At 40.2% G+C, this 24,926-nt stretch carries 28 protein-coding genes and 1 riboswitch; of the genes, 5 read left to right on the top strand and 23 right to left on the bottom strand.

What is annotated here, in order from left to right; all coding sequences use genetic code 11:
- Positions 1–21 precede the first annotated feature (21 nt).
- The 7 genes from J5M87_RS03800 to J5M87_RS03770 form a co-directional block, all read right to left on the bottom strand.
- A complete protein-coding gene (locus J5M87_RS03800; protein ID WP_154609034.1) occupies positions 22–453 on the bottom strand; it encodes a hypothetical protein in 432 nt (143 codons plus the stop codon).
- A gap of 17 nt (positions 454–470) precedes the next feature.
- The gene (locus J5M87_RS03795; RefSeq protein ID WP_154609035.1) at positions 471–1,097 is read right to left on the bottom strand and encodes a DivIVA domain-containing protein; all 627 of its coding nucleotides are present in this window, start codon (positions 1,095–1,097) and stop codon (positions 471–473) included.
- A gap of 464 nt (positions 1,098–1,561) precedes the next feature.
- Positions 1,562–2,167, bottom strand: a complete 606-nt coding sequence (locus tag J5M87_RS03790) for a recombinase family protein (protein ID WP_154609036.1) — start codon at positions 2,165–2,167, stop codon at positions 1,562–1,564.
- A gap of 432 nt (positions 2,168–2,599) precedes the next feature.
- A complete protein-coding gene (locus tag J5M87_RS03785; protein ID WP_181352641.1) occupies positions 2,600–2,752 on the bottom strand; it encodes a hypothetical protein in 153 nt (50 codons plus the stop codon).
- A gap of 179 nt (positions 2,753–2,931) precedes the next feature.
- A complete protein-coding gene (locus J5M87_RS03780) occupies positions 2,932–4,179 on the bottom strand; it encodes an ABC transporter permease (RefSeq protein WP_154609037.1) in 1,248 nt (415 codons plus the stop codon).
- Positions 4,180–4,875: an ABC transporter ATP-binding protein gene (locus J5M87_RS03775; protein ID WP_154609038.1), complete on the bottom strand. Its 696-nt coding sequence runs from the start codon at positions 4,873–4,875 to the stop codon at positions 4,180–4,182.
- Entirely contained in the window at positions 4,841–6,010 is a 1,170-nt protein-coding gene (locus tag J5M87_RS03770) for an efflux RND transporter periplasmic adaptor subunit (RefSeq protein ID WP_154609039.1), read from the bottom strand. Before J5M87_RS03770 ends, J5M87_RS03775 begins: the two co-directional genes overlap by 35 nt.
- A gap of 234 nt (positions 6,011–6,244) precedes the next feature.
- On the opposite strand from J5M87_RS03770, the gene gorA reads away from it, so the two are divergent.
- Together gorA and J5M87_RS03760 are read left to right on the top strand one after the other, a co-directional pair.
- On the top strand, positions 6,245–7,594 hold the full coding sequence (gorA, locus tag J5M87_RS03765; protein WP_154609040.1) for a glutathione-disulfide reductase: 1,350 nt from the start codon (positions 6,245–6,247) through the stop codon (positions 7,592–7,594).
- Positions 7,595–8,100: 506 nt separating this feature from the next.
- Positions 8,101–8,640: a biotin transporter BioY gene (locus J5M87_RS03760; RefSeq protein WP_154609041.1), complete on the top strand. Its 540-nt coding sequence runs from the start codon at positions 8,101–8,103 to the stop codon at positions 8,638–8,640.
- Between the two features lie 149 nt (positions 8,641–8,789).
- Here the strand turns inward: J5M87_RS03760 and J5M87_RS03755 are convergent, their stop codons facing one another.
- A complete protein-coding gene (locus J5M87_RS03755; protein WP_067086059.1) occupies positions 8,790–9,002 on the bottom strand; it encodes a YdbC family protein in 213 nt (70 codons plus the stop codon).
- 91 nt (positions 9,003–9,093) lie between these two features.
- Between J5M87_RS03755 and J5M87_RS03750 the strand changes: the two genes are divergently transcribed.
- The gene (locus tag J5M87_RS03750) at positions 9,094–9,405 is read left to right on the top strand and encodes an LSm family protein (RefSeq protein ID WP_154609042.1); all 312 of its coding nucleotides are present in this window, start codon (positions 9,094–9,096) and stop codon (positions 9,403–9,405) included.
- Between the two features lie 346 nt (positions 9,406–9,751).
- On the opposite strand, the gene J5M87_RS03745 is transcribed toward J5M87_RS03750, so the two are convergent.
- The gene (locus tag J5M87_RS03745; RefSeq protein WP_154609043.1) at positions 9,752–11,041 is read right to left on the bottom strand and encodes a peptidase U32 family protein; all 1,290 of its coding nucleotides are present in this window, start codon (positions 11,039–11,041) and stop codon (positions 9,752–9,754) included.
- A gap of 8 nt (positions 11,042–11,049) precedes the next feature.
- Positions 11,050–11,979, bottom strand: a complete 930-nt coding sequence (locus tag J5M87_RS03740; RefSeq protein WP_154609044.1) for a peptidase U32 family protein — start codon at positions 11,977–11,979, stop codon at positions 11,050–11,052.
- Positions 11,980–12,134: 155 nt separating this feature from the next.
- Here J5M87_RS03740 and J5M87_RS03735 point away from each other — a divergent pair, with 155 nt between their 5' ends.
- A complete protein-coding gene (locus J5M87_RS03735) occupies positions 12,135–12,455 on the top strand; it encodes a DUF3270 family protein (RefSeq protein WP_154609045.1) in 321 nt (106 codons plus the stop codon).
- 256 nt (positions 12,456–12,711) lie between these two features.
- Here J5M87_RS03735 and J5M87_RS03730 read toward each other — a convergent pair whose 3' ends face one another.
- The 9 genes from J5M87_RS03730 to J5M87_RS03690 form a co-directional block, all read right to left on the bottom strand.
- The gene (locus J5M87_RS03730) at positions 12,712–13,197 is read right to left on the bottom strand and encodes a YtxH domain-containing protein (protein ID WP_154609046.1); all 486 of its coding nucleotides are present in this window, start codon (positions 13,195–13,197) and stop codon (positions 12,712–12,714) included.
- Positions 13,190–13,594 (bottom strand): DUF948 domain-containing protein, encoded by a 405-nt coding sequence (locus J5M87_RS03725; RefSeq protein ID WP_280113864.1) that lies wholly within the window; start codon positions 13,592–13,594, stop codon positions 13,190–13,192. The genes J5M87_RS03730 and J5M87_RS03725 overlap by 8 nt, the downstream gene beginning before the upstream one ends.
- Positions 13,595–13,612: 18 nt before the next feature.
- Entirely contained in the window at positions 13,613–14,389 is a 777-nt protein-coding gene (gene lgt / locus J5M87_RS03720) for a prolipoprotein diacylglyceryl transferase (RefSeq protein ID WP_154609048.1), read from the bottom strand.
- A gap of 3 nt (positions 14,390–14,392) precedes the next feature.
- Entirely contained in the window at positions 14,393–15,319 is a 927-nt protein-coding gene (gene hprK, locus J5M87_RS03715) for an HPr(Ser) kinase/phosphatase (RefSeq protein WP_154609060.1), read from the bottom strand.
- Between the two features lie 229 nt (positions 15,320–15,548).
- The gene (locus J5M87_RS03710; RefSeq protein ID WP_154609049.1) at positions 15,549–15,818 is read right to left on the bottom strand and encodes a PspC domain-containing protein; all 270 of its coding nucleotides are present in this window, start codon (positions 15,816–15,818) and stop codon (positions 15,549–15,551) included.
- Entirely contained in the window at positions 15,799–16,569 is a 771-nt protein-coding gene (locus J5M87_RS03705; protein WP_067091335.1) for a hypothetical protein, read from the bottom strand. The genes J5M87_RS03710 and J5M87_RS03705 overlap by 20 nt, the downstream gene beginning before the upstream one ends.
- A 49-nt stretch (positions 16,570–16,618) precedes the next feature.
- Positions 16,619–17,071 carry a SprT family protein gene (locus J5M87_RS03700; protein ID WP_154609061.1) on the bottom strand — a complete coding sequence of 151 codons (453 nt, stop codon included), beginning with the start codon at positions 17,069–17,071 and terminating at the stop codon, positions 16,619–16,621.
- Positions 17,058–19,187, bottom strand: coding sequence for a Tex family protein (locus J5M87_RS03695; RefSeq protein ID WP_154609050.1), 2,130 nt, complete (start codon positions 19,185–19,187; stop codon positions 17,058–17,060). The genes J5M87_RS03700 and J5M87_RS03695 overlap by 14 nt, the downstream gene beginning before the upstream one ends.
- A 175-nt stretch (positions 19,188–19,362) precedes the next feature.
- Entirely contained in the window at positions 19,363–19,878 is a 516-nt protein-coding gene (locus tag J5M87_RS03690; protein ID WP_154609051.1) for a QueT transporter family protein, read from the bottom strand.
- Positions 19,876–19,990, bottom strand: a riboswitch (PreQ1 riboswitch). Its footprint overlaps the gene before it by 3 nt.
- Positions 19,991–20,289: 299 nt before the next feature.
- On the opposite strand from J5M87_RS03690, the gene J5M87_RS03685 reads away from it, so the two are divergent.
- A complete protein-coding gene (locus J5M87_RS03685; protein WP_154609052.1) occupies positions 20,290–20,736 on the top strand; it encodes a GtrA family protein in 447 nt (148 codons plus the stop codon).
- Positions 20,737–21,034: 298 nt separating this feature from the next.
- Here the strand turns inward: J5M87_RS03685 and J5M87_RS03680 are convergent, their stop codons facing one another.
- The 4 genes from J5M87_RS03680 to J5M87_RS03665 form a co-directional block, all read right to left on the bottom strand.
- Positions 21,035–21,964, bottom strand: coding sequence for a YihY/virulence factor BrkB family protein (locus tag J5M87_RS03680; RefSeq protein WP_154609053.1), 930 nt, complete (start codon positions 21,962–21,964; stop codon positions 21,035–21,037).
- Between the two features lie 27 nt (positions 21,965–21,991).
- Complete coding sequence (locus J5M87_RS03675; protein ID WP_154609054.1) at positions 21,992–22,852, bottom strand: methionyl aminopeptidase; 861 nt, start codon at positions 22,850–22,852, stop codon at positions 21,992–21,994.
- Positions 22,853–22,920: 68 nt separating this feature from the next.
- Positions 22,921–23,469, bottom strand: coding sequence for a GNAT family N-acetyltransferase (locus J5M87_RS03670; RefSeq protein ID WP_154609055.1), 549 nt, complete (start codon positions 23,467–23,469; stop codon positions 22,921–22,923).
- 106 nt (positions 23,470–23,575) lie between these two features.
- Positions 23,576–24,835, bottom strand: coding sequence for a UDP-N-acetylglucosamine 1-carboxyvinyltransferase (locus J5M87_RS03665; protein WP_154632450.1), 1,260 nt, complete (start codon positions 24,833–24,835; stop codon positions 23,576–23,578).
- Positions 24,836–24,926 lie beyond the last annotated feature (91 nt).

The following is a 24,926-nucleotide window of genomic DNA, read 5'->3' as shown; positions in this document are numbered from 1 at the left end:
CTTTTGTTTTTTATTTCTAATTTATTTTGTACCGAACTGATATTCAATCTCTTTGACAAGCTGCTTGGCAAGGTTACTACCTAAGAGAATCCCCTGAAAAATCTGATTGACTGTTTCCTCAGATACAGATAGAACATACCGCATATAAACTTCACGATTCTTTGCTATACAAAGGTAATAGCCTGTTCCATACGCATCATTCCAATCATTGATAAAATGAAGCCATTTCAAACGCTCTTTCTCTGACTCACAGCGAGCAATCGGATGAAAAACCAATTGAGCAATTCCATATCCGTTCTCCATTATCAGAGATATCGCAAACGGGATTATACAGTTACCAAAATCCATTTTTCCTTTATAAATGATTCCGTTAGCTATTCTTTCTTGCTTCAAAGGAAACGATTGTTCCAGTAATACTGCATTAAATGCCCTGTTAATAGAATCCACTAGCATATCTCCTCCTTATCTTTTTAAAATAATTGTTCAAAATTATAAGTAGGAATATCATCAACTTCTGCTATTAGTTGCTTACTTTTACTGATAAGGTCAATGATTTTCTTATTCGTGTCTTCTTGAACCACTTTTTCAGAATCCTGAATGTGCTTCTTGACATTTTGCGTTAAATCCAGACTCATATCAATTTCTTGACTAACATCTACAAAAGTCGATAAATCAGCATCATCTAAGACTTCCAAATGCTTTTGTAGAACTCCTTTTAACTCTGACTTCAAGACAGTTTCTTGCGTTACAATTTCTCGCTTGATAGCTTCTAGCTCAGCCATTGATAATTCAAATTCAGACAGCCGTTCTGCTATCTCCTTCTCCGTTGAGCTCCGAATATCTGAAGCTTCTTTGTGGGCATCTTTAATGATATTTTTCGCTAAATCTTTTGCTTCAATAATGACTTCAGAAACAAGTAATTCTTTACTCTGGTATCGAGTGACTTGTTCTTTCATGTCTGCTATGATTTCTTCCTTGTGCTTTAGTGTATCATTCAGACGCTCTCGTTCATGATTCATCTCCTGAATGAGTTCATTCACAGAAGCTCTCGAATATCCCCAAAATAACGTTTTTCTTAATCGCTCTTCATGCACCATGTAATTTTCCTCCCGAAAATTTAAGTAAAGCTATTTAGGCTCGATTTTAACACTTACCTATAAGCTGTAAAATAGTTTAATATTGTCTTTTAGATTACTAACTAATGCTCGATTTGATATTATACCTCTGGAAATAAAAATAGCTTATCTCTTCATTTTTATGATTTTTAAATTTCTGATTTATCAAAAAGAAATTACATTTCAAAAACTAGGATTTTTGAAATAGATATGGTATAATTCGAGGGTGAGCCTATTAATATTAGAAAATCTCTGATTTAGCAAGGGTTTCTAACGATTTTTTGTAAATCTACAATTTTTCATTTTTCCGGAGAATTGCTTACAATATTGTTTTTCAAAAATCCTAGTTTTTGAACCACTTTTTTATAGAAAAATAGAAAATTTTGTTATTAAATCGCCCATTTTTTACATTTTTAGATTTTAAAACCAGCATTAGACCGTATTCTCTACGAAATACCAGCCTTTCTTGCTTTTAACCAACGATAACAAGTAGATTTTGATATCCCTAATTTGTTAGAGGCTACTTGAATTGTAATTTCTGATTTTTCCAATTGTTGCATTACCTGCTCAAAATTTTCCGGTCTTCTTTTAATAGGACGTCCAAATCGGACTCCTTTTTTCTTTGCCTCTCTAATTCCCTCTCTTTGTCGCTGTAGCATATTTTCACGCTCTACCTGTGCTACATAAGATAAGATTTGCAAGACCAAATCTGAAATAAATCGCCCCGTAATATTATTATCAAAAGGAGATTTTGTATTCAGTAAATCAAGTTCCAGCACTTGAATATCCACTTCTCGTTCCCTGACTAAGTAACGCCATTGTTCCAGAATTTCATCATAATTGCGCCCTAAACGATCTATGGACTTAATAACGATTTCATCCCCCTTTTTTAATCGTCGCAACATTCGTTTGTATGCCGTACGATTAAAATCTTTCCCAGACATCTTATCAATATAGAGTTGCTTAGTCGCAATCCCTTCCTGATACATAGCAGTTAGTTGACGGTCAACATTTTGCTCCTTGGTCGATACTCGGATATAGCCGTATTTCATTTTTCATCCTCCTTTACTATTAAAAAAATATTATCTCAATAACTATTCAAATAAACAATAATAAAGATGTAAAAATTACCTATTAAAAACAAACACAGCTAACTACCTCATTCATTTCATAAGAAATATAAATAGATAGAATTAAATCCTTCATTCACACTAAAACAAAACTCTTTTTCAGCAAAATACGATTCATTTTTTACCCTATTCTGAATTTTTAGCACACAAAAAGACTACTAGTAACGGGCTAGTAGTCTAATATAGTTTTTATTCGGGGATATCACATAAAAAGAATAACTACACTCCTTTTTGTTTTCGTATAAACACTCGAATCTTTCCAAAAAGAAATCTCACTTTTCTCTTTCTAAACTCAGGTATCAACAGTTTACTAGACTACTGATACATCTATTCAAGCGAAACCACTATCCTAACTTACTCCCATTCTTCTGGATGGCGGAGCCAGTATAGTTCCTTGTCTGAAAGAGGGAGCTGAATATTCCCAATCAAAGGAAGATTTTTCAAGGCAATGTGATTGTCATTTTCGTAGACATACAAATCGACATCGTGCCCACTCCTTGTCGTCAACACAAAATGATGGGAAACTTTAGCATCAGCAGGCAGGTCCGCAAAGACTTCTCGTCCCTTTTTTCAGCCGTTTCGTCACTTCTAATGGAGCAGACTGACAGTTCAACACAGCTAAGAAAAAGCAAACAAAGATAAACTAATTTTTTCACGATACCACCTCAAGAAGTGATAATCCGATATTACTCATAGCGAAGTGCTTCAATTGGGTCGAGCTTAGAAGCCTTGTTGGCTGGTAAAACACCAAAGAGAACACCGACTGCTGCTGAGAAAGCGAGACTTCCGAGCACCACTGGAATCGAAATAACCGCTGTAATTTCTCCTCCTAGGGCCTTTGTCACATTGATAGTTGTAACCGCCAATTGGGCAATGCCAAGGCCAATCAAACCGCCCAGACTGGTCAAAACCATCGCTTCAATCAAGAATTGCAGGAGAACATTTCTGCGCGTTGCGCCAAGGGCTTTCCGCAACCCAATCTCACGCGTTCTCTCTGTCACAGATACGAGCATGATATTCATGACACCAATCCCACCGACAAGAAGGGAAATACCTGCAACCGCACCAATAAAAGCTGTTATTCCAGCTATCTGAGTATTGAAGGTATCTAAAAATTGTGAGAAATCTTGAATATCGTAGCTAGCTTCCCTTAGACGAGTAGCTCTTGTTAGGTAGGCCGCCGCTGCTTTTCCTACTTCAGAAGAGCGTGAAACATCTTCTACATGGACATAGATTTGCGCATTCTCAGGGGAACCCGTTTCGGCAGCGACTTGAGTATTGGTCATTAAGGCACCACCACCAATTCCAAAACCAGGAAGTCCACCGCCATTATTCTCTTCCTTATAGACACCCACTACCAGGTAGGCCTTATTCGCTAGACTAACTGTCTGATTCAAAGCCGATTGCGCATCATCAAACAAGGTTTCAGCAGTTTCTTTATCTAGCATGATAATCCGAGCAAATTGAGCATAGTCATTTGCAGTGAACTTACGACCTGCTATTAGCGAAATAGACTTAACATCAAAGTAAGATTGACTAACCCCTGTAATAAAGACACTTTCTATCTTTTTTGCACCAACGCTGATTTCTCCATTATTGTTATTGGTTGTATAGTAATTGCTGACACCGTCTACCTCGAGCAAGCCTTTTAAAATAGTATCTGTCACGATTGGTTCTGGCTCGTCGGTTGTTTGTCTTTCAGAAAATTGAGTAAACAAGCCACTTTGCTGCGATTCTGTCGTAGTATTGGAGAAATATAATTGAACATTATTCCGATCGCCTGCTAAGGCGTCAGTCAAACTTCTTTTGAACCCTTCTCCTAAGGCCATAATGACAACAACAGAAGCAATCCCGATGATAATTCCTAACATGGTCAGAAGCGAGCGCATCTTATGGGCAAGAACAGATTTTAGGGCAAATTTAATATTTTCCATTTAGCTCTCCTCCTTGCGTCTATCTTCTGTAATCACACCATCACGGAGAACGATGCAACGTTTGGCATAGGCTGCGATTTCTGGCTCGTGGGTCACCATGATAATGGTCTTGCCTTCACGATTTAGCTCGGTTAAGAGCTCCATAATCTGATCACCTGTCTTGGTATCAAGAGCCCCTGTTGGTTCATCCGCTAAAATGATGGATGGACTATTAACCAAGGCACGTGCAATTGCAACCCGCTGCTTTTGACCGCCTGATAACTCAGAGGGCAAATGTGTCATCCGATCTCCCAATTCCACTTTCTCTAAAAATTGCTGGGAGAGGATTTTACGTTGACTAGCAGGAACTCCTGCATAAATCAAGGGCAATTCAACATTTTGAAGCGCATTTAATTTGGACAAAAGGAAGAACTGCTGGAAGACAAAGCCAATCTGATTGTTCCTGACATGTGCCAATTTGTTTTCTGAAATTTGGCTGACTTCCGTATCTTCCAAGATGTACTCACCAGCTGTTGGTCGATCCAACAAACCGATGATATTCATTAGTGTCGACTTCCCAGAGCCAGACGGCCCCATAATCGCAAGAAATTCACCTTCTTCTACTTCCAAATGAATATCTTTTAACACACGCAGTTCTTGATCTCCATTTTTATAGCTCTTATTAATGTTGGTCAGCTTGATCAATTGTTTCTTCATGCGCTTCTACCTCTTTTCCATCTTCTAAGCTATCGTTTGGATTGGAGATGACGTGATCGTCTACTTTAAGACCTCCTGTTACTTCTTGGTACATCGCATCTGAATTACCAAGTGTCACTTCAACTTTCTTCGCCTTGCCATTTACAATTGTCCAAACAAAGTTTTTGTCTCCCTCTGGCATAACAGCAGCGATGGGAACAAGAATATTTTTACTGTTGTTCACGACTTCAATGTTAACAGAAAATCCTTGTTTTAATTCTCCTATTTCGCTGGTAATCGCTACTTTAAATGGATATTTGGATCCTGAATTGCCACCTGTCGCACCTGGTATAGCAGAAGCCTGCCCACTTTCAGGATAATTTGAAATATAGGAAATTTTTCCAGTCCATACTTTGTCAGGGTATACTTTTGAAGTAATCTTAACCTCTTGATTCACCGCAATATTGGCCAAATCATATTCAGAAAGTTCCCCTGTTACCTGAAGACTGCCTTGATTGACAATATGCACAACTGTTTGATTGGTACTTGTATTTGATTTCGAAACAGATTTGTTAACTTCTACTACTGTCCCGGCAACTGTACTAGTAACAGTTGCGTCATTCAAGATAGCTGCTGCTTTATCCACTGCAGCTTGCGCATCTGCGTACGCATCATTCAAATCTTGTAATTGCATATCAACTGTACGTTGGGCACTAGCAGTTGCTTTTCCATCGATGGCAGGATCTCCTGTTAAATCAACAGATTGACCATTGGTACGCAAATCATAAATTTGACGTCCAACCTTATCACGAGCTCGAACAGCAACATCGTAAGCTGACTGTAATTCCCCAGTATCGTATTGAACAAGCGGTGTGCCAACCTGAACTTGGTCACCTTCTGCAACCAATACGCTATTTAAATTTCCTTTTGAAATATCGTAATAGACATATTGCTCATCTGCAGCAGAAACAGTTCCCGAAAGAAGAGTTGATGAAGCAATGGAACCTTCTTTAACCGAGGTATACATCAAACTGTCATTGACTACTGGTGTTTCAGTAGATTTTCCGCCAAAGAATAACGCCCCTCCTATCAGGGCAGCAGCGGCAAGTCCTATCCCTGCAAACAAAATCATTTTACTTTTCTTGGTCTTAAGCATATCATTTCTCCTTTATTTTCGTCATTATTGTACTAAATATATAGTACACAAATACAATGAAAAATGCAAGCACTTTCTGATATTATTTTATAAAAAAATTCACTTTTTTACTATACCTCTTACCCAACAAGTACCTTACACTTTTGTAAGATTGGGAGAACGTAGCCGATTTTTGCAGGAAGGAGAAAAAAACGTTACAATAAAAGGGAAATGACAATCAGGAAGGAAAACAAGATGAAACGATTTGATATTCTTGCAATCGGAGGCGGTTCTGGAGGAATTGCGACCATGAATCGAGCAGCAGAACATGGCGCTAGAGCAGCGGTCATTGAAGGGAATCTCCTCGGTGGAACCTGTGTCAATATCGGCTGTGTCCCTAAAAAAATTATGTGGTATGGAGCCCAAATAGCTGACAGCTATCACCACTACGGACCTGAATATGGTTTTTCTGCTGAACATATCACCTTTGATTTTGCAACGCTCAAGAAAAATCGCGATGCCTATATTGAGCGCTCTCGAAATTCCTATAAAGGAACGTTTGCACGCAATGGCGTTGAAGTGATTCCAGGTTATGCCCGCTTTGTTGATGCTCATACCATAGAAGTCAATGGGGAGTCTATTTATGCAGATAAAATTGTGATTGCAACTGGTGCAAAACCAATTCCAGCAACCATTCCTGGTGGCGAATACGCTAGCGTCTCAGATGATGTTTTTGCTTGGAAGGAATTGCCCCAATCTGTTGCTGTGATTGGAGCGGGTTACATTGCTGTTGAAATGGCAGGTGTATTGCATTCACTAGGTGTAGAAACAGATCTCTTTGTTCGCCGTGATCGACCATTGCGCCGCTTCGACACCTACATTACAGACGCACTTGTTGCTGAAATGGAACGAACAGGTCTTACTCTTCATTCTCATAAAATTCCTACTCGTATCAATAAAAATGTAGACGATAGCCTCACCATTTACTTTGAAGACGGCAGCCACCATACTGCTGAAAAAATCCTCTGGGCAGTTGGTCGAACAGCGAATGTTGAAAACTTGAACTTAGAAGCTGTGGGAATCAAGACTACTGCTTCTGGTCATATTGCCGTCAATGAATTCCAAGAAACCAGCATCCCACATATCTATGCTCTAGGAGATGTCACAGGCGAAAAGGAACTAACACCTGTAGCTATAAAAGCTGGGCGCACCTTATCCGAACGCCTCTTTAATGGAAAAACTGGCGCCAAAATGGACTACCACTTTATTCCAACGGTTGTATTTTCTCATCCAGCGATTGGTACAATTGGCTATACTCAAGAAGAAGCTGAAAAGGAATTTGGAGCAGACAATATCAAGGTCTATACTTCTGCCTTTACTTCCATGTATACTGCCCTTGCACAAAATCGCCAAGCAGCCAAATTCAAATTAGTCACAACTGGACCAGAAGAAAAAATCGTTGGACTCCACGGTATTGGCTATGGTGTTGATGAAATGATTCAAGGTTTTGCAGTGGCAATCAAAATGGGGGCTACCAAGGCTGACTTTGATGCAACAGTTGCTATTCACCCAACCGGAGCAGAAGAATTTGTTACCATGCGCTAATCGCTTGGAGAAGAATACTCTATAAAATCAACATCTATCACCGTCCACAATCGAGAATTGTGGACGGTGATAGATAAAACTAGCGTAGCTTGTGTCCTAAAAACCGCAGGGATAACGGAGGTTAGCTGAGGATTATTTCATAATCCCTATTTCCAACCTTCAACAGTCCACCGGACTAATGCTAGCTGAGGATTATGACATAATCCCTATTTCCAACCTTCAACAGTCCACCAGACTAATGCTAGCTGAGGTTTATGACATAATCCCTATTTCCAACCTTCAACAGTCCACCGGACTAATGCTAGCTGAGGTTTATGACATAATCCCTATTTCCAACCTTCAACAGTCCACTGGACTGTTGAAGCAAGGTGAGTTAACGATATCAACCTTCATTTTTGACGAGTGTAACCAATACAAGGGTGTGACAGCCGATGCAAAAAGGATTGACTTTTCCTGTCAATCCTTTTATAATTTCGTTACCCTATTAAATTAAAAAGGATAACAATATGGCTAATTCACACACCAAATCACTCATCTATTCTGCCATTGGGGCAGGACTCATTGCTGTCTTATCACAAATTATCATTCCAATCGGTCCTGTCCCCTTTACCCTACAAACACTTGCCATAGGGCTAATCGCCAGTCTCTATTCCCCAAAAGCAGCCATTACTAGCCTTCTCCTCTATCTCTTGCTGGGGGCTATCGGTCTACCTGTCTTTGCAGGCTTTTCAGGCGGAATAGCAAGTCTTTTCGGACCGACTGCTGGCTTCCTCTGGGGATTTTTGCTGTATGCTGGTGTAACGGCTCTTTTCACCTCCGCCCAGTCTTCTAGGATACACATCTTTTTTGCCAATCTCGCAGGCGATGCTCTCTGTTTCCTATCTGGCAGCCTTGTTTTTTCCCTTATCACTTATAGTAGCCTTGAAAAAACACTTGCTATAACGGTTCTGCCCTTTCTGATTCCTGATTTGTTCAAAATCCTCATCATTACAATGGTTCATCGTCCTCTCAGTCGTATCTTATACTCATCAAAAATGAAGGTCTGATATTTATTCGCTCACCTTGCTGAACTTCAGTTCTAGCTACAATTTCGTTGCCTAGTCAGATGTTGATTTTTATAGAGTATAACGATGTCCTAACCTTTATTCAATTCACTATAAAATAAAGGGAAGCAATGGCAACCCTTGATTCTAGACTAATTTCGAAAAGCATCAACCAAGACTTGAAATTCTTCGTTAGAAAGTGTGATACCTTTCCCCATCTTGCTATGGTCTGGACTCCACGTACGGATGTCGTACTTAGCAGGTGCACCATTAAAGCTCACACGGTTTACTTCCTTGGTCCAACCCTTCTCATTCTCTGATAAAACGAGTAACTTTTCCTCAATTTCAAATGTAAATTCTGCCATATCTTCCTCCTCTTATAATCTATTCGCAAACGCTTGTCTTTTTTATCAATTTCCGATATGATAATTGTATCAATCTTTGGAGTATTTTACCATGAAAAAGTTTCTAGCCTTTCTCCTTTATCACCTCAATGTGTTTTTGGGCAATCAACAACCTTACCAAGACCTAAAAGAAGAATATACGCCCAATCTTGATATGATTCAACTTGCCCTCTATAAAAAAGCAGCTATCCATGTCATTTATGCGAATAAAAGTTTCACAGGGGAAATTGTAGCATTTGATCCTGATAAGAATCGAATGATTGTCAAAAACTTTAAGAAAAATGTGACCAGTATCATTTCACTAGACGATATTCAACAAATTTCTCTTGTTCCTGATAGTGTTCGGAAGTCACAACAAGCATAAGAAACGAGGCCGAGACAAAAGTCCCTGACCTCGTTATTTTGTAGATTTAACAGTTTAGCGCATATCAATAGTCAGGGGAGTGACTATTGATACCTGAGCTTGGAAATCAAAAGCGAGGACTGTCTGGTTTGTATCAACATTCTATTAGAAGAGGCTAGCGAACATTTCTTCGCTAGCCTTATTCCCAACCTTTCACAATTCTCAATTGTGAAAGCTAGTCAACATGCGGGGGGAGTGAAATAATCCAGCGGATTATTTTAGCCCGAACTTAGAAATAAAGGAGTGAGGATAATCGATTTCTATGAAATAACGATTGAGTCCCACTCCCGTTTTTTTCATATCTCTATTATGCTCTAATCGTTACAGACTGTCCGTCTTCCTGATACAGATTGATGAGTCCTGACTTGCAGGCACGTACCATATCACCTGGATAGACTTCTTGCGGTAAACGAATGGTCAGGAGTTCCATTGGACGGTTAGCACGCTCAATGGGAAGACCGTCTGAATCGTGTAAGTCTGTAATAGTTGTTTCAAAATGGCGGAAACCTGGTCCGTAAAACTCAACCTCATCTCCTTCGTTGATGACATTGCGCTGACGAATGGTTGCGGTCATCGTATCCTTATCAAAAGCTACAACTTCTGCGATAAACTTATATTCAGGAATTTTACGGCGTGCACCAAATAATTGCTCGTTTTCTGTTGGAGGATTGTAGTAAAATCCTGTTGCTAGCTCCCGTTGAGCTACCTTCCACATCTCGTCAATCAAGTCTTGCTTAATGGCTTCAAACTTTTCTGGACTTTCCAAATAAGCATCAACTGCTGCCTTATAACAGTTGGTTACCGTAGAAACATAGTGAACAGACTTCATGCGACCTTCAATTTTCAGACTGTCCACTCCGTTTTCAATCATATCTGGAATATGGTCAATCATGCACATATCAACAGCTGACATGGAGAATTCTTCAGGAACCTGTCCCTTGATACTACGACGTTCTTCCCCAAATGGTAAATCGTAGAGATTGTATTTCCAACGGCAGGATTGCGAACACCCACCACGGTTGGCATCCCTATTACTCATATGATTGGATAAAACGCAACGTCCTGAATAAGAAATACACATGGCACCGTGGACAAAAGCCTCAATCTCAACACTAGTACGCTTACGGATTTCCGCTAATTCTGCCATGGTTACTTCACGTGCCAAAACAACCCGTGTCAAGCCCAATTCTTTCCAAAATTCAAAGGTCTCATAGTTTGTTGAAGAAGCCTGAGTTGACAGGTGAATCTCAAGTCCCGGCGCTTCTGTCGCACAAATGACAATCAAGGCAGGATCTGACACAATGACTGCATCGAGTCCCAAGTCCCGCAATTCACGGAACCAAGCTCCAGCTCCTACTTCATTTCCTTCATGTGTCACCATATTTGCTGCTACATAAACCTTTGCGCCACGAGCATGAGCATAGTCAATTCCTTCCTTCATTTCTTCCATGGAGAAATTTCCAGCACGGCTTCGCAAGCCATAGGCCTGACCACCAACAAAAACAGCATCTGCTCCGTAATCAACGGCCACTTTCAATTTTTCTAAGGTTCCAGCAGGTGACAAGACCTCTGGACGTTTTAGCTTTCTCTGTGTCATATCGTTTCCTATTTTACCTTATCTCTATCGTATTCGTAAAAACCTGTATCCAATCCTCGTTCTTTAGGGTGCAACTTCCGAACCTGTTCATCTAATAAGAATGCCTTATCGTAGGTCAATTCTCCAGCCTCTGCCAAGTTTCTTGCTTCAACAAACAGCTTTGCAATTTCAACAAAGTTTTGTCCAGGGCAGTAAATTCCATCCAACTTCCAATGCAGGTAATCATGCTCAACTAGTTCCGTCAGCTTCGTCATCATGTCAATATCATTGTTGATAAAAATATGCGTACCATGCTTGTCTTCATAAATGGAATAATGGCTATCTGGATTACTCGGTTCTGCTAAAAACAGGCCTCGCTGACGTGACAAATCCGTCTCATCTGCCTTTGTAAAATTGTAATAATTTTGCAAGAGGGTTCGCTTAGAATGGTGAATCACCGATGCACCATACACCAAGATTTCTGCAGGAATTTCTAGGTTTTTAGCAATATCAAATAATTCTTCAGACGGAATTTCTCTAGCAAGTACCGCACCTACTGCCCCATGATTTTTCCAGAAGTTAATCTGACGACTAGAGGTGACAAAAACAGATGTATCGTAAATCAGCTTAAAATGGTAGCCATCACGTTTATTGATGTAAAAGATACCCGTATCACCTACAACTAGGTAGTCCACCTGAATTTCTTTCATCAATTCCATAAAGGGCTTGATTTGATCCATCATATCCTGGTGCATGAGGGCATTGGCTGCAATTGTTAATTCCTTACCAGCTTCATGTGTCAAGCGAGCAATTTCTCGCAATTCATCATAGGTAAAGGAATGCGGAATCCGAAGCGCATGATCTTCTTCTCCTACATAAATACGGTCTACTCCCGCTGCTAATAGTTGTTTAACTTGTTCAATACTTTCAGCAGTTGCTGTAATAACAATTTTTCCCATAATGTTCATTATATCACAAACTAATTGATTGTTGAGTATTTCCTGTGATTTTAATCTTCAGACTTTTCTCATTTTTTTGTAATGAAAATGTAATATTACTGTTACAGAAAGCTAGCATTGTTATGATAAGCTATAAAAGCATAAAAGGAGACGATATGGCACTTAGAGACTATCGGCCTGATTCCTACCACTATGACGAGACAATCCCGAAAGAGAAACGACAGGCCACTTATCAAGCATATCAAGCAACAAATCCTGCTAAAGAACGTTTAAAAGAATTTTTCTTCTTTTTAAATATCGCTATTTTTAGTATCATTACAGTAATTGCTGCTTATATCTATCTTTCAAACCACGTTCCTATTTTTTTGGCCTTTCTATTAGCCATTGTAACAGGACTAATCGGATTAAAACTCGTCCAATTCTTCATTAAGAAAAAATTTTACTCATCAAAAAACAGAACTAAGATAAGGAAATAATCTTAGTTCTGTTTTTTTGGCATCAGTTTCTTTTCGTTCCTATTTTTTCCACATACTCTATCAAAATCAAGATATTAAAGAATTGGAATATAACCCTCTAAATAGCAACAAATTGAAAGAGAAATAATGATTTAACTCTTAAACAGCTTATTTTCATGCTGTTTTTAAGAGTTTTTCTATTGAATGAAAAAAGATTGAAGAAGATGATCCAAAATAAATCTTTTCTTCAATCTCAAATCCGTATCAGCGGATTTTTTTATTCTTCTTCTAGGTTTGGTAAGTCAATCTCAATGTCTTCTGTTGTGACTGCCAATTCCTCTTCTAGCTCTTCTGCACTAGGAAGGGTTTGGGTCTTTTCTTTAATAGACTCAACCAAGTCAGCTGTTGTCAGATTTTGTTCTGCAATTTTTTCCTTGATTTGCTCAAACTTTTCAAGAGATTGCGCCTTCACCAATTGCGCTTTTTCTTTTCCAGACTGAACTAAGTCATCGACTGTTAACTCACCTGAAGTCAATTGGTCTCTGACTGTTTCGTATTTGTCAACTGCTTGCTGACCCAAATCTTGGGCTTTTTGAATCCATTCTGCATTGATTTCTTCATGGTTCTCCTGGTAATCCTTCGTGAAATCAAGGACTTTTTTCTTAACTACTTGACCTGTCTTTGTTGCAAGAAAGGCTGCTGCAGCTGCACCACCTGCTGCACCTAAAAGGATACTTGTGAAAATGCTAGATTTTTTAACCATGTTGTTTTGCTCCTTTCTTCCCTAAAATAGAAGATAATTTACTAACTGCTGCTAAGGCTCCTCCTGCCTTTACCGTATGTTGGCCTGCGGTGCGGGCTTTTGCTGTTAGACCACGCGCAGAGGTATTGAGGTCTGATACTGACTCTGACAAGTCAGCAACTGCTACAAAGAGTGGATCCAAAGTAGCAACTTTTCCGTTTACATCTGCAACCAGAACATTTGTTTTAGCCAACAATTCATTGGTTTGGTAAAGGGTTACATTAACATCACTCGTTAACACATTCAAAGTGTGTTGAGCTTCATCAACCACATTGGATACTTTTTTCAACAAGAGGATAACATATACTGCAACAGCTGCAAGGGCAATTGCGATAATAAAAACAGATAATTCAATCAGCATAGAAATCTCCTTTTCTTAGATCTGATAATAAGGAATGTCTTTTCGACGACGATAGAAAAATAAGATTAGTGCTAACAGCACGAATAAGGCAGAAAGCCACTGTGAAACACGTAAGCCAAGGAACATTAGACTGTCCGTTCTCATCCCTTCAATGACAAAACGACCGACACCGTACCACACTAGGTAAAATAGGGTAATTTCACCCTGCTTGAGGAGTTTTTTTCGTCTCCGCAATACACAGATTAGAACGAAACCAAACAGATTCCAAAGTGATTCATATAAGAAAGTTGGCGTTCGATAACTTCCGTCAATATACATTTGCTTACGAATAAACTCTGGCAGATAATCAAGATTGCTAACACTTGCACCATAGGCCTCTTGATTGAAAAAATTTCCCCAGCGACCAATAGCCTGTGCAATCATCACAGACGGTGCTACCACATCCAGAAAATCCCAGATTTCAATGAAGCGATGGCGTGTAAAGAAGATTAGAACGAGAAATCCCGTCAACAGACCACCATAAATGGCAATGCCTCCCTCCCAAATGGCAAAAATAGAAAGAAGATTGTCCTTATATAAATCCCAAGAAAAGGCTACATAATAAATCCTCGCACCAAGAATTGCAAGCGGAAAGGCTATTAAGATAAAATCTACAATATCATCTGACAGAATTTTTTTACGAGGTGCTTCCTTAGACGCAAGAAAGACTGCAAGAATCAAACCTGTGATGATACACAAGGCATACCAACGAATTTCGAGCGGACCAAATTTTACTGCAACTGGATCAATCATCGGCTACTCCTTATTGCTTTCAATGAGGCTACCTAGTCGTTTTTCAAATTCCTTAGTCGCATCAAAGCCCATTTGTTTGGAACGATAGTTCATAGCTGCTGCTTCAATTACGACCGAGATATTACGTCCTGTCTTAACTGGGATTCGAATCTGAGGAATCGTAATTCCTGCAATCTCAATCGAATCACCACTATTTCCCAAGCGGTCAAAGACCTTACCTGTGTCATAATTTTCAAGGTAAATGGCAAGTTGAACTTCTGATGATTCCTTAACAGCACTTGCACCGTACAGACTCATAATATCAATAATACCAACACCTCGGATTTCCAGTAAGTGCCGCAAAATCTCAGCTGGTTCTCCCCAGAGAGTGACATCATCCTTGGCATAAACATCTACTCGATCATCTGCGACGATACGGTGACCACGTTTAACCAATTCAAGACCAGTCTCACTTTTCCCAATTCCAGAATCTCCTTGAATCAGAACACCCATGCCATAGATATCCATGAGAACACCATGGACACTGGTCCGTTTTGCAAGGCGTGAATCTAAGTAAGAAGATAATTCCCCTGCCAAACGACTTGTAGCAGACTGGCTTTGGAAAATAGCAATCCCTTTTTCCTCAGCTGCTTGAAACATTTCTTCTGGAATTTCCAAGCCACGCGCTACAATCACCACTGGAGTCTCAGGCTGAAACATTCTCCGTAAAACTTGATAACGGTTATGAGAAGTCATGGCCATCAAATAGGACCATTCTTTCATCCCCATTAGCTGAATGCGCTCTGGCGCATAATAGTCAAAATAGCCTGTCATCTCAAGACCAGGACGAGTAATATCAGATGTGGTAATCTCTTTTTCCAGTAAGATTTCCGTACTATATGCGCTACTCACACGCACATTGTCAATCAAATCTTTGACAAAAACTGCCATATCATACCTCTCATACTTTTTTAAAATCAACATCCGAATCACTTCCATCCTTTAATAAGGCTAGTGAGCAATGTCCGATTGTGATTTTTGAAGCGTGTCATTTCTTTATAAATTATTATACCACAAGATAGGAGGAGAATACAAAAAGGGAGTGAGACAGCAGTCGTGATTTCCGAGAAATCGACTTTCCTCACTCCTTTCATAATACAGCTACTGGATGATCTTACTCCTACCACTTGTGTTTCTGAATTTTTTCAGCATCCTTTATTTTTCTAGGTCCTGTACCATAGCGGTCTGCATAAACATCTTCCTTAAAGGGAAGTAAAACAGCTGCTAGAATATAGACTGCAATGGCTAACAAGCCCAAACGTCCAACTAAACAGATGATGAAAAAGACAATCCGAGTAATGCTAAGATCTAATCGAAAACGATCTGCTATACCTGCTAAAACACCTGTTATCAGTTTATTCGTTCGTTGCTTATAAAATCCGAATGGCATGTTGCACTCCTTTTACACTAATTGGGCTATTGACTGTCTTGATATGAAGATACAGGAGGCAATCTCCTTTCTTCTCGCAAAAATAAGGACTTGGTTTCTTTTTTCGATTAACAACTAATTGCCCTGTTGAACTTTCCACCTTTCCACGTAAGCCTTGCTGTTTTGGCACTTGCAGATAAACTGGAGCTTGGACGAGTTGGAGGAAGAGGTGCTGAGACATGAGATTCATTGCAGTAATACGAATATCCTGTTGTTTTTTATCCGTAGAACTATGAATGGAAATATCTTCAAAAGGAAGATAGTCTAGTCTCGCATCTGCTCTTCCCAAATCTAAATTCAAAATGGACATCCACTGCTCCGGTAGAGAAACGGTCAAGTGGCAAGGAAGATTAGAAGCAAAATGCAAGCCTTGGTTTTCAACATAAATCTGAGGCAAAAAGGCTTGGTTGGTTTGTTGAGGGTAAACAAGGTAAATCTGAACCTGATCCGACTTGTTTTTGACAAAAGAAACCTTTCCTTCTGACATACTGATAAAAAGGGATTCAATGTCTGCAAAGGCATACTCTTGTTTCAATTTAGATGAGGAAAAAATTTTCAAACGCGGGAGTGTAAAACTCAACCGTGGTTTTTCTTCCTCTACGAGAAAGTCTGGTTCTTCATCAAATTCTAAAAAGCAGGCACGCGCTTCTTCTTTGGTCAAAATCCCCTTCTCATATAGTTCAATCAATCGTTTTTGCGGTTCTTGTGCCATTTCCTCACCTCGATTCTCTTCTATTATACCATAGACTAATTAAAAGAAATCAGCCCAAGGACTGATTTCTTTCATCAACTACTGTCAGGAAGCCACGGCACTTACCGCAACGATAGTTTGCTGTGTTCACGCGTCGCTTTCGTGGGTAGACTTGACCACACTGCTGGCAGCGGTAGAGATAGGGAGTTTGCGCGGGAGATGCTAGTTGCGGTGCATAGCGTACTCCGTCTACTGCCTGTAACAATTCCTTGAAATCCCTGTCCTTGTGGCGATAGCCTTTTTGCTCAAAATACAGATGATAATGGCAGAGTTCGTGGCGGACAATCTTACGAAACAAGTCCTTGTCTGCTTCATAGTAGCGAGGATTGAAGTCCAAATGTCCGTCCTTGGGAAAAAACCGTCCACCTGTTGTTTTCAAACGACGATTCCAATGGGCTTGATGTCGGAATTCTTTTCCAAAATCCTCACGTGACACCTGCTGAATATACTCAGTGAGATTCATGAGGTGGCACCAAGCTGAGATTGACTTTTTCACGAACCGTATCCAATTTGTAGACCCAAACCGTTACCAAATCTCCAACAGAGACTACTTGACTCGGATGTTTAATAAAGTTTTTACTCATATTTGAAATATGAATCAAACCATCTTCATGGATACCAATATCAACAAAGGCCCCAAAGTCAACCACATTCCGAACAACACCTTCTAGCTTTTGTCCAATTTCTAAATCTTTAAAATCCAGAACATCTTGACGCAATACAGGTGCTACAAAATCATCGCGTAAATCTCGACCAGGTTTGAGTAAGTCTGCTAGAATATCCTTCAAAGTTTCCTTACCCAGACCCAATTCTTCTGCCATTTCTCTTAGCTGTACTGCTTTTAATTTCTCCTGCGCCATTTCATCTAATTGCTCAATATCTAATAAGTCAAAGAGTTTTTGAACCGCTGGATAGGACTCTGGGTGCACTCCTGTATTGTCCAAGAAATTGCTCGCCTCAGGAATTCGTAAGAAACCAGCTGCCTGCTCAAAGGCCTTGTCACCTAGACGTGGGACCTTCTTCAATTCAGCTCGTGAGGTCAAAGCTCCATTTTCTTCACGGTATTTGACAATATTTTCAGAAATCGTCTTGTTGAGACCTGCCACATGAGCTAGGAGGGCAGGACTTGCAGTATTGATGTTGACACCGACCTGATTGACTACCGTGTCCACTACGAAATCAAGGCTCTCAGATAATTTTTTCTGATTAACATCGTGCTGGTATTGGCCAACACCGATTGATTTGGGATCGATTTTGACCAACTCTGCAAGTGGATCTTGCAAGCGACGAGCAATCGAGATTGCCGAGCGTTTTTCAACCGTCAAATCAGGAAATTCATGCCGTGCCAATTCAGAAGCAGAATAAACTGATGCCCCGCTTTCATTAACAATCACATAGCGAACAGCTGGAAATTGTTGCAAGACTTCTGCGACAAAACTTTCAGACTCACGACTAGCTGTTCCATTTCCAATGGCAATGATTTCAATACCATATTGGCCAATCAGACCTGCCAGTTCTTCTTTTGCCTGTGCAATCTGTGCCTGTGAAGCTGGCTTCACAGGATAAATGACCTGTGTTGTCAAGAGTTTTCCGGTCTGATCCACCACTGCTAGCTTAGCACCTGTACGAAAGGCTGGGTCAAAGCCCAATACCATTTTTCCTTTTAATGGTGGCATCAATAGTAGATTACGAAGGTTCTCTGAAAAGAGGAGAATCGCTCCTTCTTCTGCTGTTTCAGTCAATTCAGTCCGAATACGACGCTCCATGGCTGGTAAGATTTTCTTCTTAACTGCCTGGCTGATTGCTTCTGTAATGTAGCTATTTTTCTGAGGGAAACGAACTTCAAAGAACCGCAGAATTTTCTCAAGATTATGCTCAAAGGAGACCTTTAAGGCACCTAATTTTTCGCCACGATTGAGGGCTAAGGTCCGATAACCTTGCATATTCGCAACTGTTTCAGAAAACTCGTAATACATCTGAAAGACTTGCTTTTCATCCGCTTCTTGATCTTTTAATTGCGATTGTAAAATAGAATGGTGCAAGACTTCATGGTAGGTCCAAGCTCGTAATTTCACATCCTCTGAAATAGCCTCTACCAAAATATCTACCGCACCAGCTAGACAATCTTCTGCTGTTTCAAATCCTTGGCAGATAAAAGTTGCTGCCTGTGTTTCCAAATCTGCAACATTTTGTAAAATAAGGCGTGCCAGAGGAAAAAGACCTGCTTCTCGTGCAATCGTTGCCTTTGTTCTGCGCTTTTCCTTGTATGGCAAGTAGAGCTCTTCCACATCAGCTAATTTTTCAGCTTCTTCAATCGCCTGACGCAGTCCATCCGTCAATTTCCCTTGCTCTTCAATCTTAGACAAAACGGTGGCTTTTCGCTCTGCCAAAGCTGTTAAAGATTTATCCAAGTCAATAATGGACTTAATCACAACCTCATCTAAATTCCCTGTCATTTCCTTACGATAACGAGCGATAAAGGGAATAGTATTGCCTTCCGCTGTCAAGGTCAAAACTGTTTCAATTTGCTTTATGTTAACACCCAAATCCTGGGCGATTTTCAAATATTTTTCTTCCATAAGATTCATTATATCATGGATATCGGAAAGAAAAAAGACAGCGAGGTAGAAGTCAGGTAAGAAAATAGCATTTTTATCATTTCAGTCTCTCACTTCTACAGTGGAAATTTATTTGCTTATAGTATGAAAAAAGTCTGGGCAATTGCCCAGACTCGGTGTCCTTCCTTATCTGACCTTATCGCGTAAAATCAATTCTCTGAGCTAAACGGTCAATGACCAGAGAACCAACAATTAGAGAGGCAAATTCTCCTACAGCAGTTGTAAACCATGTTGCTAAGAAAGGTGTGCTTGCTAGAAAATACAATTCAAGAGCAATGGTAAACATGGATAAAGAAAAGAAAATGGAGAAGTAGAAGAAAGCCTTATTGATTATCCCATTGAAGAGATACTCTGTTTGGTATTTTTTAAAGAAATAAACTCCTAGAGCCACAAAGAGGAGGGTCGATCCTCCACCGACAAAAACATCAATCACTCCGAAGCCTATAAAATTCGAAATCATACAGCCAATCGTAACAGCAATGAGGTATTTACGATTATAAAAAGCTAGAAAATTCAGCATTTCCGACAAACGGAACTGATAGGCTCCGTAGGAAATCGCATTGAGAGGTGGCGTTACTGTTAACACCACGTAAATCGCCGCAACCAAGGCAATGTGTGCCATGTCACGAACTGTCCATTTTGTTTTATTCATATAAATCTCCTTTGGCGGCTAAACCGCGTATAATATGCTTGGCTAAAGGAAGGAAGTACCAAGGGTTGTGTAAGATGAGAGGGCGTTGAAAAACCGAATGTACTCAAGAGCATCCATATCCGTAATGCGAGCAAATCTCACAACGGCTACAGCAAAAGTAGGGGATTGGCCGACGAATCCGTGATTCGAGGACAAGACGCCCCTAAAGAGAGCCAAATCTGTAGGCAGCTAAAGCTGCAACACCCTTGTCTCTATTTTGTAAGGCTTTTAGCACGAGCTCGATTCACAAGATGTGAAGCCGTGGAAAAAACCGAATGTAGTCAAGAGTAGCCGTTTTTTCGACCAAGAACTTCTCATTTTCACAACATTTCTAGTATAGCATAATCAAGGATAATATGGTAGACTTAAAGTATGAAAAAGTATATTAAAGCATTTTTTGAGAATGAAATTCTGTCCTATTTGTTTTTTGGAGTAGCCACCACTCTTGTCTATATCCTTACGAGGACCAGTCTTTTCTTCCTAATTCCTCAAACTCTCCTTGTTGTCTTTATTGCCAACTGTGTCGCCATTTTATTTGCCTTTATCACAAATGATCAAATCGTCTTTCAGCAAGAATGGACGTGCTGGCCAGCACGGCTCGTCAAATTTATCTCTGCACGCCTTACGACCTTGTTACTCGACCTTGTCTTGGCCTACCTTCTAGTAGATGCCTTTCCACAGCTGATTGGTCAATTCGTCCATCAAGATCCTACACGTATCAATGCTATTGCTACCCTCATCTCACAGGTTCTCGTCATTGTCCTGAACTATATCCTAAGTAAAGTATTTGTCTTTCAGAATACGAAAAAAAGCTCCTAAGTTAGGAGTTTCAGCTTGAAGAAAAAGTCTTTTTATTGCCACCATCCTTATGTGCTTTCGGACATCAGCGACTTCCTTCGGAATTCCATGATTCATCTTCGAGTCTAAGGTCTCGAAGATGCCGAGTAACAGAAAACCTTCATTTAATAACGTTTTCTGTCACTTTTAGCACGGCGGTGGCGGCGGTATTGTGCTCGCTACGCTCGCAAATTTTCTAACCTTGAAACTACAGAAAATGAAATATCATTGTAATGTTTTTCTGAATTATGAGGTTTGTCTACATTCTGAAGCTCCTAACTTAGAAGTTTCTTTTTTTACGATTTTTAACAATGAAGGACTTGATGCGATGAAAAAGTGACAGCACATCTCCTGCTCTCGGATCAAATTCTTCCATCTGCAAACTCTGAACCGTTGCATTCAAAACCGCTCCAATAATGAGAATATTAGCCAAAAAAATGAACCATAGCATCAATACAAGAATCACGACAGACGATACTAAGCGAAAATCCAAGAGACGGTTGGTATAGGAATCAATATAAATGCCAAACAATTGTCCAACCGTTGCCATCACTGCTAGAACAAACAGGGAGCCAGGTAAGACATAGCGAATTTTTCGAATTCGAACATTAGGTAGGAAAAAATAGAGCATGACCAAAGCAAGAAAAAGTGCGATATAAGCAACTAGCTGACTCTGATTGAGGAAATGATTAAACAGAGGGTCAAAATGAAATTTGGTCGACAGCAATTGCAACAAGGTCTTACCAAACGCTAGCATCATCATACTAAAAATAATAATCGCTTGAAGACCAATTCCTAAAAAAATGCCAACTGCTCGGCTAATAATAAAATCCCGATGTTGATCAACATTATAGGCCTTGTTCACGGCTTTTTGGAGAGCTACCATACTCTTTGACAAAGTCCATAGGGTCGTAGCAATAGCAATTCCTAACCAAGACGAGGAAGGTTTCGTTAGAATACTCACAACCATCTCCGCTGCTGTCGGGTAAATTTGTTCTGGAAAAAAGTCTGCTAGAAAAGCTAAAATTTGCTCTACATCAATCTGTAAATAGGGCAGGAGATTGGCCAAGGTCAACAAAATCGGAAAAATCGAGATAATCAGGTAATAGGCAACGGCCACTCCTGTCAAATCGACTTCCGCTGCTTGATAAAAGGACAAAAAGGAGGTCCCAAATGACTTACAGTTGCTCCATAGCTTCTTTCTGTTCATTCTTCCTCCTTCTTTTCCTACTCAAAATTAGTAGCTTCCTTCTTCTCCTTGACTGGTTAAAATCACAGGACCGTCTTTGGTAATCACAAATTGGTGTTCATATTGGCAAGATAATCCACCATCTAATGTCTTATGAGCCCAACCGGTCTGTTCATCCGTATCAATTTCCCAGGTACCCGTATTAATCATCGGTTCAATCGTCAAAACCATTCCCTCACGTAGACGAAGACCACGTCCTGCACGTCCATAGTGGGGCACCATTGGCTCTTCATGCATGGTTGGTCCTACACCATGACCGACCAAGTCACGCACGACACCATAGCCTTTACTCTCGGCGTATTCTTGAATCGCAGCACCAATATCGCCAATACGGTTGCCGACAACTGCTTGCTCAATTCCTCGGTAAAGACACTCTTTTGTCACATCCATTAAGTCTTTAACTTCTTGGCTCACTTCTCCTACTGCATAAGCCCAGCAAGAATCCGCTAAACCACCAGCATATGGCTCGGTATAGGTTTTCATCAGAGCAACATTGTTAAAGTTCAATTTAGACACATCCACAATACTCTTATCAAGTGGCTCACTTAAGACCATGTCAACCTTCAGTAAATCACCTTCTTTTAACTTGTAATGACGTGGAAAAGCATGAGCTACCTCATCATTCAAACCACAACAAGTCGCATAAGGGTAATCCATCAAATGCCCATCCACTCCAATTTGAAGCGGCAAAACATTTTCTTCCTTACACCGTCTGCGGACATACTCTTCCACTTCCCACATGTCAAGCCCTGGTTTAATCAGATCACGCAAGCCAATATGAATACTAGCAAGAATATCACCTGCCCGGTCCATTGCCTCAATTTCTCTTTGTGATTTTATGGTAATCATTTCATTCCTCATCTATTATTTTTTCTTACTATCAGATTGACGATTCTAATAGTCATTCTTAACGAAATCTATATCTTATCCCTTGCAAGTAGTTGAAAAGCCAGATACTCCCGCATTCTATGACTGTATCGATCGCTACCCTTATACTGGCGCACTTTCTGAAAACCAGCCTTTTCTGCCACACGCTGACTGGCTGTATTTTCTATATGGGTAATGACAGATATCTTCTGAAAAACCATATGGTGAATGGCTAGGTAAGCCAGTGTCTGAAGAACTTCTGTCATCAATCCCTGTCCCCAGAAAGACTGCCTTAGAAAATACCCTATTTCAGCTTCCTTCTTTTTCTCCTCAATGTTTTCAAAGCGAATGCAGCCAATCATCTGTCCAGTTTCTTTCTCTTCGATTGCCCAAATTCCTAAGGGCGATTTTAGAAAAGTATGGACAAGCAGATTGGTTGTCTCTGCTAAGTTCATAGCACTTGGCATGAGATATTCTGTATTTAAGGGATTCGAAAGAATCGCATGCAAATCCTCTCTATCTTCATAAGAAAAAGGGCGGAGAAGCAGACGGTCTGTTTCAAAGTAGGCATATCTTGCAAGAGGTTCCCAAATCGTCATCTTTTCTTCCTTATCAAAAAATGAGTGAGTCCCAATCGGTCAGTTCCTTCTCGATTTCCCTCACTCACTCTTGTAGAGTGGCCATTTAGCCAAGTTAATCAACAGCCTATTCTTCCACTAATTGAATATCTGCACCTAAATCTTGTAGTTTTTCAATAATATTGGAATATCCTCGAAGGATAAACTCAATATTGGTAATTTCAGTACGACCTTCAGCCATCAATCCTGCAATGACCATCGCAGCACCTGCTCGTAAATCCGTTGCTTTAACACGTGTACCATTCAGCTTGTTTGGCCCTTGGTAGCTGATGCGACTTCCTAAAACACGAATATCTGCTCCCATATTAGCCAATTCTTGCACATGACCAACACGTTTCTCATAAATGGTGTCCGTAATCGTTCCTGTCCCTTCTGCCTTAAGCAATAAGGGGGTAAGGGGTTGTTGCAAGTCTGTTGCAAATCCTGGATAAGGAGAGGTTTTGACACTAACAGCCTTTAGCCTATCTTGTTTTTCAACAAAAACACTATCTTCTGATACTGTCATCCGAACACCCATCGCCTCTAACTTAGCAATGAATGCCTCTAAATGTTCGTAGAGAACATTGTCAATCTGAATTCCTTCACCAATCGCCGCCGCAAGGGCAATATAGGTTCCTGCTTCAATCCGATCAGGAATCACTTGGTGACGCGTACCATGCAGTTCTGTAACACCTTCAATCGTAATCACTTCAGTACCCGCTCCACGAACATGGGCACCCATATTATTTAAAAGCGTTGCCACATCAATAATTTCTGGTTCACGGGCTGCATTTTCAATCACCGTACGACCCTCTGCCTTAACAGCTGCTAACATAGTATTAATCGTAGCACCAACACTGACTGTATCCATGAAGATATGTGCTCCTTGGATTCGTTTCCCATTGGTAGAAAGATTCATATTCAGTCCTTCGTAGGTCATGGTTGCACCCATTGCTTCAAAAGCCTTTAAATGCAAGTCAATCGGACGCGGTCCTAAGTCACAACCTCCTGGTAGCCCCACAATGGCTTGACCAAAACGACCAAGCAAAGAACCATAAAAATAATAGGAAGCACGCAAACTATTGATTTTACCAAAGGGCATGGGCATATCCTGAACACCACGAGGGTCAATTTCCAAGGAATCCCCACTACGCTTGACACTCGCTCCCATCGTCTCCATGATGTCAATGAGACTGTCAACATCTGAAATCTCTGGAACACCATCCAAGGTCACAATACCATCTGCTAAAATAATTGCTGGAATCAGAGCCACAACTGAATTTTTCGCTCCGCTGATGGTTACACTTCCTTTCAATGGACGACCACCATTAATCACAATTCTTCTCATACTATTCAAATCTCTTTCTCAAATTCGCCAAAAAGGCATACAGTTCATTGTATCATATATCGAACTAAATAGCTAGTTTAACAATTGAAGA

This window comes from Streptococcus sp. zg-86 (assembly GCF_017639855.1).
GTDB classification, from domain to species: Bacteria; Bacillota; Bacilli; order Lactobacillales; family Streptococcaceae; genus Streptococcus; species Streptococcus zhangguiae.
The sequence above is the reverse complement of the archived record's forward strand: the minus strand, read 5'-3'. Positions and strand labels throughout refer to the sequence as shown.

Bases quoted from the DNA above. Each gene is read 5' to 3' on its own strand.
- J5M87_RS03800 (WP_154609034.1), bottom strand. From the start codon at position 453: ATGCTAGTGGATTCTATTAACAGGGCATTTAATGCAGTATTACTGGAA.
- J5M87_RS03795 (WP_154609035.1), bottom strand. From the start codon at position 1,097: ATGGTGCATGAAGAGCGATTAAGAAAAACGTTATTTTGGGGATATTCG.
- J5M87_RS03790 (WP_154609036.1), bottom strand. From the start codon at position 2,167: ATGAAATACGGCTATATCCGAGTATCGACCAAGGAGCAAAATGTTGAC.
- J5M87_RS03780 (WP_154609037.1), bottom strand. From the start codon at position 4,179: ATGGAAAATATTAAATTTGCCCTAAAATCTGTTCTTGCCCATAAGATG.
- J5M87_RS03775 (WP_154609038.1), bottom strand. From the start codon at position 4,875: ATGAAGAAACAATTGATCAAGCTGACCAACATTAATAAGAGCTATAAA.
- J5M87_RS03770 (WP_154609039.1), bottom strand. From the start codon at position 6,010: ATGCTTAAGACCAAGAAAAGTAAAATGATTTTGTTTGCAGGGATAGGA.
- gorA (WP_154609040.1), top strand. From the start codon at position 6,245: ATGAAACGATTTGATATTCTTGCAATCGGAGGCGGTTCTGGAGGAATT.
- J5M87_RS03760 (WP_154609041.1), top strand. From the start codon at position 8,101: ATGGCTAATTCACACACCAAATCACTCATCTATTCTGCCATTGGGGCA.
- J5M87_RS03755 (WP_067086059.1), bottom strand. From the start codon at position 9,002: ATGGCAGAATTTACATTTGAAATTGAGGAAAAGTTACTCGTTTTATCA.
- J5M87_RS03750 (WP_154609042.1), top strand. From the start codon at position 9,094: ATGAAAAAGTTTCTAGCCTTTCTCCTTTATCACCTCAATGTGTTTTTG.
- J5M87_RS03745 (WP_154609043.1), bottom strand. From the start codon at position 11,041: ATGACACAGAGAAAGCTAAAACGTCCAGAGGTCTTGTCACCTGCTGGA.
- J5M87_RS03740 (WP_154609044.1), bottom strand. From the start codon at position 11,979: ATGGGAAAAATTGTTATTACAGCAACTGCTGAAAGTATTGAACAAGTT.
- J5M87_RS03735 (WP_154609045.1), top strand. From the start codon at position 12,135: ATGGCACTTAGAGACTATCGGCCTGATTCCTACCACTATGACGAGACA.
- J5M87_RS03730 (WP_154609046.1), bottom strand. From the start codon at position 13,197: ATGGTTAAAAAATCTAGCATTTTCACAAGTATCCTTTTAGGTGCAGCA.
- lgt (WP_154609048.1), bottom strand. From the start codon at position 14,389: ATGATTGATCCAGTTGCAGTAAAATTTGGTCCGCTCGAAATTCGTTGG.
- hprK (WP_154609060.1), bottom strand. From the start codon at position 15,319: ATGGCAGTTTTTGTCAAAGATTTGATTGACAATGTGCGTGTGAGTAGC.
- J5M87_RS03710 (WP_154609049.1), bottom strand. From the start codon at position 15,818: ATGCCATTCGGATTTTATAAGCAACGAACGAATAAACTGATAACAGGT.
- J5M87_RS03705 (WP_067091335.1), bottom strand. From the start codon at position 16,569: ATGGCACAAGAACCGCAAAAACGATTGATTGAACTATATGAGAAGGGG.
- J5M87_RS03700 (WP_154609061.1), bottom strand. From the start codon at position 17,071: ATGAATCTCACTGAGTATATTCAGCAGGTGTCACGTGAGGATTTTGGA.
- J5M87_RS03695 (WP_154609050.1), bottom strand. From the start codon at position 19,187: ATGGAAGAAAAATATTTGAAAATCGCCCAGGATTTGGGTGTTAACATA.
- J5M87_RS03690 (WP_154609051.1), bottom strand. From the start codon at position 19,878: ATGAATAAAACAAAATGGACAGTTCGTGACATGGCACACATTGCCTTG.
- J5M87_RS03685 (WP_154609052.1), top strand. From the start codon at position 20,290: ATGAAAAAGTATATTAAAGCATTTTTTGAGAATGAAATTCTGTCCTAT.
- J5M87_RS03680 (WP_154609053.1), bottom strand. From the start codon at position 21,964: ATGAACAGAAAGAAGCTATGGAGCAACTGTAAGTCATTTGGGACCTCC.
- J5M87_RS03675 (WP_154609054.1), bottom strand. From the start codon at position 22,852: ATGATTACCATAAAATCACAAAGAGAAATTGAGGCAATGGACCGGGCA.
- J5M87_RS03670 (WP_154609055.1), bottom strand. From the start codon at position 23,469: ATGACGATTTGGGAACCTCTTGCAAGATATGCCTACTTTGAAACAGAC.
- J5M87_RS03665 (WP_154632450.1), bottom strand. From the start codon at position 24,835: ATGAGAAGAATTGTGATTAATGGTGGTCGTCCATTGAAAGGAAGTGTA.